7 protein-coding genes and 1 pseudogene are annotated in these 9,690 nt (G+C 66.1%); 7 read left to right on the forward strand and 1 reads right to left on the reverse strand.

The genetic code is table 11. The features are described 5' to 3' along the window. Positions 1-645 (reverse strand): 2-C-methyl-D-erythritol 4-phosphate cytidylyltransferase (gene ispD / locus ACWIQA_RS02515; protein WP_448581492.1); only part of this gene is annotated, 645 nt, incomplete at its 3' end. A gap of 127 nt (positions 646-772) precedes the next feature. On the opposite strand from ispD, the gene dusB reads away from it, so the two are divergent. The 7 genes and pseudogenes from dusB to hflX form a co-directional block, all read left to right on the forward strand. Further along, positions 773-1,771 carry a tRNA dihydrouridine synthase DusB gene (gene dusB, locus ACWIQA_RS02520; RefSeq protein WP_448581493.1) on the forward strand — a complete coding sequence of 333 codons (999 nt, stop codon included), beginning with the start codon at positions 773-775 and terminating at the stop codon, positions 1,769-1,771. Between the two features lie 2 nt (positions 1,772-1,773). Continuing rightward, positions 1,774-2,898 (forward strand): two-component system sensor histidine kinase NtrB, encoded by a 1,125-nt coding sequence (locus tag ACWIQA_RS02525; protein ID WP_448581494.1) that lies wholly within the window; start codon positions 1,774-1,776, stop codon positions 2,896-2,898. 2 nt (positions 2,899-2,900) lie between these two features. Beyond that, the gene (gene ntrC / locus ACWIQA_RS02530; protein WP_448581495.1) at positions 2,901-4,385 is read left to right on the forward strand and encodes a nitrogen regulation protein NR(I); all 1,485 of its coding nucleotides are present in this window, start codon (positions 2,901-2,903) and stop codon (positions 4,383-4,385) included. Positions 4,386-4,473: 88 nt separating this feature from the next. Continuing rightward, positions 4,474-6,810 (forward strand): sensor histidine kinase, encoded by a 2,337-nt coding sequence (locus ACWIQA_RS02535; RefSeq protein ID WP_448581496.1) that lies wholly within the window; start codon positions 4,474-4,476, stop codon positions 6,808-6,810. After that, entirely contained in the window at positions 6,810-8,213 is a 1,404-nt protein-coding gene (gene ntrX, locus ACWIQA_RS02540; RefSeq protein WP_448581497.1) for a nitrogen assimilation response regulator NtrX, read from the forward strand. Before ACWIQA_RS02535 ends, ntrX begins: the two co-directional genes overlap by 1 nt. Before the next feature lie 88 nt (positions 8,214-8,301). Then, a pseudogene (gene hfq, locus ACWIQA_RS02545) lies at positions 8,302-8,541 on the forward strand (RNA chaperone Hfq); the annotation flags it as partial. 28 nt (positions 8,542-8,569) lie between these two features. After that, on the forward strand, positions 8,570-9,690 hold a 1,121-nt coding region (gene hflX / locus ACWIQA_RS02550), incomplete at its 3' end, for a GTPase HflX (RefSeq protein WP_448581498.1).

Below are 9,690 nucleotides of genomic sequence, written 5' to 3' on the forward strand. Positions count from 1 at the left end.
CTCGTCCCCATGGACGAGCGCGACGTCAAGCCCCGCTGCGCGTGCCACTGCCACATCGTCGGTGGCCGCAAGGCCAGTTTCAGCCGCCACCCGATGCGCTGCAAGAATGGGCGCGAAGTGAAAGCCCTGGGGAGTCTGCACGCGATGCAGGCGGGACCGGTCGACTTCGCCATCCACAAGCCTATCTCCCGTGCGCAGGCTGTCAACGAGCGGTAGGGCAGGGCAGGCCCCCGGCACCTCACCAAGTGCTGCAATCACGCGGTCGATGACTGCTGCTGGCACAAACGGCCGCGCGGCATCATGGATTAGAACAAGCTCGGCGCCGCCTGCGCATGCAAGCGCTTCAAGCCCGGCCAGGACCGACTGCTGCCGGGTCGCACCGCCATCGGCCATGGCTATCCGCGCCACATCGAGGCCAGCCAGCGCCTGGCTGGCCCGGTCCCTTTCCCCAGGGGCAATCACGAGCTGGACCGAAGTCACGGCCGGATGGTCCAGAAAGGCCTTGAGCGCATGCGCGAGCATTGGCCGGCCCAGGAGCGGGCGATACTGCTTGGGCACTTCGCCACCCGCGCGCTCGCCCCGGCCGGCAGCCACCACCAGCGCCGCGATCCGCTTGGGCGCCGCTCTTCCAGGCCGCGCTTCCATGGCTGCTCCCATAGTCCCGGCAAGGCTTGTCGGGAACCCCGAAACACCCTATTGCCTTGCCTGTTTTTTGGGCAGAGCAGTGACATCCACGCCATCCCCTCCGACGTCCGTGCGCCCAGGCCCGCTCATGGTCGGACCTGTGGCAATTGGCGCACCCGTCATCCTCGCTCCCATGACGGGCGTGACCGACCGGCCTTTCCGCACCCTCGTCAAACGCTTTGGTGCCGGCTTGACGGTCAGCGAGATGATCGCATCCGAAGCGATGGTGCGGGAAACCCGCCAGTCGCTTGCCAAGGCGGAATGGGATCCAAGCGAAACGCCAGTTTCCATGCAGCTTGCGGGTTGCGAGCCCGCCGTCATGGCCGAAGCTGCCCGGCTCAACGCCGATCGGGGTGCTGCCATCATCGACATCAACATGGGCTGTCCGGTGAAAAAAGTCGTCAACGGCCATGCCGGCTCCCACCTCATGCGGGATTTGAAGCTGGCAGCGCAGATCATTGCCGCAACGGTTCGGGCCGTGGACATCCCGGTCACCCTCAAGATGCGCATGGGCTGGTGCCATGACAGCCTGAACGCCCCCGAGCTTGCCCGCATCGCCGAGGATCTTGGCGTGCAGATGATCACCGTCCACGGCCGCACCCGCAACCAGATGTATGCAGGTTCTGCCGACTGGGCGTTCGTCGCCCGGGTCAAGGCCGCGGTCTCGGTTCCCGTCATCGTCAATGGTGACATCAGCTCGGCTGAAGATGCCCGTGCGGCACTCGCTGCATCGGGTGCAGATGGCGTGATGGTCGGCCGCGGCGCTTATGGCCGGCCCTGGCTCCTTGCCGACATCATGGCAGATCTTGCCGGCACGCCCTGCCGCCACGCGCCCGATCTTGCTGGCCTTCTTGAGCTCATTCTTGGCCATTATGAGGCCATGCTCGCCCACTATGGGTGCGAGGCAGGCGTCGGCATCGCCCGCAAGCATCTTGGCTGGTACACGCGCGGCCTCCCGGGCTCGGCCGAGTTCCGCAACCGCATTAACCAGATGGGGGATCCGGCTGAAGTCATCGCAGCGCTTCAGCAATTCTTCGCGCGCCTTTGCGAACACCCCCGCTGCGAAGCGCTCGCGCTGGCTGCCTGAGCATGGCGGGTGTCGCAAATCCCCCCTCGGCAATCGAGCTTTTGAACGCGCTGCCAGCGCCAACCCTCGTGCTCGACGGCGAAGGCGAAGTGCTGCTTGCCAATGCGAGTGCGGAAGCCTTTCTGAACCAGTCCCAGCCTCATCTCGTCGAGCGCGGCTGGCGGGCCCTGTTCGCTTCTGGCAGCCCGGTGGTCGCCTTGATCGACGAGGCCCGCCGCACTGGCCAGGGCGTCCAAGCCTATGATGTGCCGGTTGCGTTCGCAAGCGGGCGTGAGCTTGCCTGCGATCTCCTGGTCGGGCAGGTCCAGTTGCCCGAGCGCTGGCTCACAGTCTCCTTCCAGCCGCGCGCCGTCACTGCCCTTGTCGACCGGCAGCTCGGCCAGTCGGCAGCGGCGCGCACGGTAGTCGGAGCTGCCGCCATGCTTGCCCATGAAATCAAGAACCCGCTCTCTGGCATCCGCGGTGCTGCCCAGCTTCTCCAGGATACCGATGACCAGGGCACGCGCGAACTCGCCGATCTCATCGTTTCTGAAGTCGACCGCGTCCGCGCCCTTATCGACCGCATGGAAGGCTTCACTGACGAGCGGCCGCGCCGCCTGGTCCCAGAGAATATCCATGCCATCCTCTCCCATGTCCGCCGGCTGGCGGAGACTGGTTTCGGCCGCGACCATGTCTTCGCTGAGACCTATGATCCGTCGCTCCCGCCCGTCCTTGGCGATCGCGATGCGCTCATCCAGGCGATGCTCAACCTCGTCAAGAACGCTGTCGAGGCCTCGCCCCCGGGCGGCACCATCACCCTGAAGACAGCCTACCGGACGGGAATTCGCGTCCGGCCAGCGGGTGCCTCGGCACGAGTCTCGCTCCCGCTCGAAATCGCTGTTATCGACGAAGGGGAGGGACCCCCAGCCCATGTTGCCGAGCATCTGTTCGAACCCTTTGTCACCAGCAAGCGCGGCGGCTCCGGGCTTGGCCTGGCGCTGGTTGCCAAGGTGGTGAGCGATCACGGCGGCGTCGTCGAGTTTGATCGCCGCCACGGGCGCACCTACTTTCGAGTCCGCCTTCCCGTCGTCAGCACGCCAAACGCTGCACCAACCGCTGCGCCGGTTGCCGAACCGGCCGGGGCTTGATCATGGCCACAGCGGCTGCACCCACGGGAACCGTCATCGTCGTCGATGATGATGCCGGGATCCGCACGGTCGTCCGCCAGGCCCTGGTCCGCGCTGGCCTGAGCGTCCGCACGGCAGATTCCGCCGCCGGGCTCTGGAAGCTGGTCGACGAAGGCGTCGGCGATGTGATGGTCACCGACGTCCTCCTCCCCGACGCCGACGGTCTTGATCTCCTGCCGCTGGTCGCTGAGCGCAGGCCAGATCTGCCCGTCATCGTCATGAGCGCACAGAACACGCTCTCAACAGCCGTCAAGGCCACCGAGAAGGGCGCGTTCGACTATCTGCCCAAGCCCTTCGACTTGAACGAGCTCGCGCGCGCGGTCCGCAGCGCGCTCGAGGGCCGCAGGCGAAGTGCGCCGCACCCCCCCCGGCCACCGGTCACGGCGGAGCAGCTTCCCATGATCGGCCGCTCCCCGGCCATGCAGGAGGTCTATCGCACCATCGCCCGAGTCGTGCCTACCGACTTGACGGTCATGGTGCTCGGCGAATCCGGCACGGGGAAGGAACTGGTCGCCCGGGCGCTCCACGATCTCGGGCCGCGGCGCTCGGGCCCGTTCGTTGCCATCAATATGGCGGCAATCCCGCGGGAGCTTATCGAAACCGAGCTCTTCGGCCACGAGCGCGGCGCCTTCACTGGTGCCCAGAGCCGCGCCATCGGCCGCTTCGAGCAGGCCCAGGGGGGCACCCTGTTCCTAGACGAGATCGGCGACATGCCCGCCGATGCCCAGACCCGCCTGCTCCGCGTGCTCCAGTCGGGCGAGTTCACGACTGTTGGCGGCACGCGCACCCTTCGTGCAGACGTGCGGATTGTCGCTGCCACCCACAAGGATCTGCGCCGGCTCATCGAGGCCGGCCTGTTCCGCGAGGACCTCTACTACCGCCTCAACGTCGTGCCTGTGCGCCTGCCCCCCTTGCGCGCCCGCACGGAAGACATCCCCGAACTCGCCCACCATTTCCTCGCGGCCGCCGCCCGCGAGGGGCTGCCAGCGCGCAGCCTGGACCCTTCTGCACTCGTCTGGCTGCAGTCGCGCCCCTGGCCAGGCAATGTCCGCGAGCTTGAGAATGCGATGCGGCGGATCGCAGCCCTTGCCCGGGATGATGTGATCACGGCTGCCAGTTGCGCCCTCCACCTCGACCCGGTGCTCGACCGCAGCAGCGATGCCGATTCGCCATCGCTCCCTCCAGCTGGCGACCGCATCGGCAGCCAGCGGCTCGAGGATGTCATCGCCCAGTGGCTCGAGACCCATATCAGCAATTCCTCCGAGCTGCCAAAAGAAGGCCTTTATGATCGCCTTCTCGCCGAGTTCGAGCGCCCGCTCCTTGAAACCGCGCTCGCACTGACCGGCGGCAACCAGCTGCGTGCTGCGCGGTTGCTCGGGATCAACCGCAACACGCTCAGAAAACTGCTCCACGTCCGCGGCGTCGAGCCCCGGCCAGGACGGAGCTGACCGCAGCGCTGCCGCTTGTCGCCAGCGTGCAACGGTTTCTTGCACACTATGTGTTCCAACGGCCACGCAGCTTTGCTAGGGTGTCAGCGTGGATGCCTCCTCTTCCCATGCCACTTCGGCCGCAGTGCCGGCTGCACTGGACGCGAGCGAGCGCAACCGACCTCGCGCCTGGCTGAACGCGTTTCGCCTGTTCGACAATCCGCGCCGGGTTGCTGCAATCGAACTTGGCCTTGCCGTGCTGGTGCTGGCGATCGGGCTTGGCTCCTACATCCTGTTGACGCGCGGTCAGGTTCCCGCGACCGGCCTACCGCCCCCGGTCGTCACTGGCCTCCTCGTCATCAATCTGGTGCCGCTTATCGCCCTTCTGGTCTTGATGGCGCGCCGGTTCGCGCTCCTGCTTGCCAACCGCCGGGCCGGCATTGCTGGCGCGCAGCTCCACGTCCGCCTGGTCTCGCTGTTCGCAGCGCTCGCAGCGGTGCCCACCGTGCTCGTCGTCGTCTTCGCCTCGCTGCTGTTCCAGTTCGGGGTCCAGTTCTGGTTTTCCGAGCGTGCCCGCACGGTGCTCGAAAATGCCGACCAAGTCGCCCGGGCCTATGTCGAGGAAAACAAGGCGCGCATTCTGGATGATATCGTCGCCATGGCAGGCGACCTTGGTGGCTATGCAAGCGAGTTCGGCCTACCCTCGGCCCGCTTTTCGGAAGGACTTGCCTTTCAAGTGGCAGCACGCAACTTGTCAGAAGCCGTCGTGTTTGAACTGGCGGACGGAAGCCCCCGCATCCTTGCTGCAACCACTTTTGCTGGCCGGCCGGCCCTTGAGCGGATCCGCGGCCTCGACATCGCCGCAATCCAGTCGGGGCGCACGGAAGTCATCGGCACGGCCGGCGATCGTGTCGAGGCTGTCGTGCGGATCCCGAGCCAGTCATCGCGCTTCGTCTATGTCAGCCGCAAGGTGGAAGCGCGTGTTCTGGAGCAGGTGGCCCGCACGCAGTCAGCACTTTCAGACTATCATGCACTGACCGAGCGCAGCCGCATCCTCCAGTGGCGGTTCAACCTCATCCTCCTGTTTGTCTCGCTGCTCATCGTTGCGATTGCGATCTGGCTTGCGCTGTGGCTGGCAACGCGCATGGTCGCGCCGCTGTCGCGCATGGCGGAAGCCGCCGAACGGATCGGTGAGGGCGATTTCGACGCGCGCGTGGCACCTGAAGGCGGTGGCGAGGAAATCCAGATGCTGGCCCGCGCCTTCAACCGCATGACTGGGCAGATCAAGGTCCAGCAGACGGCGCTCAGGGCCGCAACCGAAGATGCCGAAGCCCGCCGCCGCATCCTCGAGGCCATCCTCTCCGGTGTGTCGGCAGGCGTGCTTGCGATCGACCCCGACGGCCGGATCCGGCTTGCCAACCGGTCGGCGATGCACCTTCTTGACCGCGCGGATCTGGTCGGCCGCCCGCTCGCAGAGGCCGTCCCCGATTTCGAAGCCCTGGTCGAGCAGGCTCGTAGCGACGGCACTGTCGACACGGAGGTGACCCTTGGCATTGGCGGCCAGACGCGCACCTTTGCCGTGCGGCTCACGGCCGACCCCGGCGAAGGCAAGGGCTATGTCTTGACCTTCGATGACATCACCCAGCAGGTTGCAGACCAGCGCCGCGCTGCCTGGTCTGACGTTGCCCGCCGCATTGCCCATGAGATCAAGAATCCGCTGACCCCGATCGTGCTCTCCGCCGAACGGCTGCAGCGCCGGTTTGCCGCCCAGGTAACCGACGGCCGCCAGACCTTCGATGACCTGACTGCCACCATCATCCGCCAGGTCGAGGATCTCCGGCGGATGGTCGATGAATTTTCATCCTTCGCCCGGATGCCGGGCCCCACCTTCCGGGTCGAAGACCTGGCGGAGATCGCCCGCCAGGCCATTTTCCTTGCCGAAGTGGCAGCCCCCCATATCCGCTTCCGGCTTGACGTCGCACCCGGCGCCGAGATGATGGTCTGCGACCGCCGCCAGCTTGGCCAAGCCTTCACCAATCTGCTCAAGAACGCAATCGAAGCCATTGGCGCCAGCAGCAGTCCTGCCAGCTCTGATCCTGATGAAATCCGGGTGAGCGTCGAATCCTGTGACGGCCGCACGATTGTTTCCATCGCTGATACGGGCTGTGGTGTGCCGGAGTCGCTTCGGGACCGGCTGTTCGAGCCTTATGTGACGACCCGCCGCCGCGGCACCGGGCTTGGCCTCGCCATTGTCAAGCGGATTGTCGAGGACCATCATGGCCATCTCGAGCTGCTGCCGGGCAAAGGCGGTTCTCCCGGCCGGCCTGGTGCCGTTGCGCGGATGGAATTCGATCTTGCCGCGCTTGCTGCCGAGGCGCGACCAGGTGCCACGGCGGATGCCAGTGCAACGCCGGTCCGCAATCGCGCAGGGAGGGTTGCCCGCTGATGTCGCTTGATGTGCTGGTGGTGGATGACGAGGCCGACATCCGCAGCCTCATTGCTGGCGTGCTTGAAGATGAAGGCTATCGTCCGCGGCTTGCTGCCAACAGTGACGAGGCCATGGCAGCCCTCATCGAGCGGCGGCCTTCGCTCATCGTCCTCGACATTTGGCTCCAGGGTTCGCGCCGGGATGGGCTTGAGATCCTGGAAGACGTAAAGCAGCTTGACCCCTCGCTTCCGGTTCTCATCATCTCCGGCCATGGCAATCTTGATACTGCCGTTGCCGCCATCAAGCGTGGCGCCTGGGACTTTCTTGAAAAACCGTTCCAGGCTGACACCCTGCTCCAGGCCGTGGCGCGAGCGACGGAGACCGAGCGGCTGCGCCGCGAGCTTGCCGAACTGCGGCAGATCGCAGCGCTTGACACTGAACTGACGGGCGTCAGTCAGGCCATCAACGCCGTGCGGGCAACGATCCGCCGGGTCGCTGCCACAGGCAGTCGTGTCCTCATCAGTGGTCCGGCTGGCAGTGGCAAGGAAACGGCAGCCCGCCTTCTCCATCACTGGTCGCCACGAAGCCAGCGCCCGTTCGTGGTGGTGGCGGCGGCCAGCATGGCCCCAGAGCGGATGGAAGAGGAGCTGTTCGGCCGGGAAGAGGGCGGGGCGCTGGTGCGCACCGGCCTTCTTGAAATGGCCGATGGCGGCACCCTCTTCATCGATGAGGTCGCCGACATGCCGGCAACCACCCAGGCCAAGATCCTGCGCGTCCTCACTGACCAGAGCTTCCAGCGCGTCGGCGGGGCGCGGCCGATCCGTGTTGATGTCCGCGTGGTCTCGGCGACAGCGCGCGATCTTGCCCGCGAGATTGCCGAGGGCCGGTTCCGCGAGGACCTCTTCTATCGGCTGAACGTGGTCCCCGTGCGGCTGCCACCGCTGGCCGAGCGGCGCGAGGATGTGCCGCCACTTGCGGAATATTTCCTCGCCCGCCTGGCTGCCGAACGGCGGATCCGGCAGCCCACGCTTGCAGAAGATGCGATTGCGGCCCTCCAGGCCTACAGCTGGCCCGGCAATGTCCGCCAGCTCCGCAACGTCATCGAGCGCACCCTCATCCTGGCGCCAGTGCAGGCAGCCGACCGAATCGATCTTTCCATGCTTCCGCCCGAGATTACAGCCGAGCCGGCCCGTCTGGTCCCCGGCGAGGCAGCGCGGTCCATCATGTCCACACCCTTACGCGAGGCCCGCGAGGCCTTCGAGCGCGAATATCTCAAGGTCCAGATCCGTCGCTTCTCTGGCAATATCTCCCGCACAGCCGCCTTCATCGGGATGGAGCGCTCGGCGCTGCACCGCAAGCTCAAGGCCCTTGGCCTCACCGACTCTGCGGATACAACAGAGAGCGATCGGGCCGAGCCCTGAGGGGTCCCCGGTTGTCTCCTTTTGGGCTGCGCCCTAAGTTGGCAACGCACAGGCGCTATTCCTGTGCCAACAATGAAGGACCACGCGCATGGCGGACCGCGCCAACAATCTCCAGGATGTCTTCCTGAATGCCATTCGCAAGCAGAAGGTGCCAGTGACGATGTTTCTCATCAATGGCGTCAAGCTGCAGGGCGTGGTCACCTGGTTCGACAATTTCTCGGTTCTGCTCCGCCGTGACGGCCATTCGCAACTCGTCTACAAGCACGCGATCTCGACTGTCATGCCTGCCGTCCCGATCCAACTGTTCGAGCCGGAGAAGTCCGACGACGACGAGGATTGACCAGTCGCGAGCACGCGTGCCCGTCGAGGGCCGCCACCGCACGCTGCGCGGCTTTGATTCTGACCGCGGCACCAGCTTCGGTGCGCCTGCGATCATCGTCCACCCGGCTAGCGGCCGTCTCTCTGCTGGCCCGGCCCGGCCAGGCGCAAGGCGCGCGCCTGCAGCCCGGCTTGAGGAAATCGTGGGCCTTGCCGCTGCCATCCGTCTTGATATCCGGGAAGCCCTCGTCCTTCCCATGCGCGCGCAAAGCCCCAGCCTTCTCCTCGGCAGGGGCCAGGTCGAGCGGATCGCCGGCCTCGTTGCTGCCCATGGTGCGGAAGTGGTCGTCATCGATTCCCGAATCACGCCAATCCAGCAGAAGAATCTCGAAACGGCGCTGGCTGCCAAGGTGATCGACCGCACCAGCCTCATCCTCGAGATCTTCGGTGCGCGGGCCGCAACCGCCGAAGGCCGGCTCCAGGTCGAACTCGCCCACCTTGAATATCAGGCCGGCCGGCTGGTCCGCAGCTGGACCCACCTCGAGCGGCAGCGCGGCGGTTTCGGCTTCCTCGGCGGTCCCGGCGAAACCCAGATCGAGGCCGACCGGCGCCAGCTGCGCGACCGCATCGCACGCATCCGCCGCGAGCTCGAAGAGGTGCGCCGCACCCGCGGCCTCCACCGCGCGCGTCGCCGCAAGGCGCCAGTACCGGTCATTGCGCTCGTCGGTTACACCAACGCGGGCAAGTCGACGCTCTTCAACCGGCTGACGGGCGCCCGTGTTCTTGCTGCCGATCTGCTGTTTGCAACGCTTGATCCCACCATGCGGCGGCTTGAGCTCCCCGGTGCTGGCACTGCCATTCTCTCAGATACAGTCGGCTTTGTTTCTGACTTGCCCACCGAGCTCGTCGCTGCCTTCCGCGCGACTCTTGAGGAAGTGACGCAAGCCGACCTCATCGTCCATGTCCGCGACATCGCCCATCCCGACAGCGAAGCCCAGGCCGCGGATGTCCACGCCATCCTTTCCTCCCTCGGCCTCGATGATGGCCGTGTTCCGGTGCTCGAAGTCCTCAACAAGGCGGACCTGCTCGAGCATGCGGAGCGCGCCGCCCTCGCCGGCCGGCCTGGCCAGCTGCTGATCTCGGCCCAGGGTGGGGAGGG

Source organism: Thermaurantiacus sp. (genome assembly GCF_053487655.1).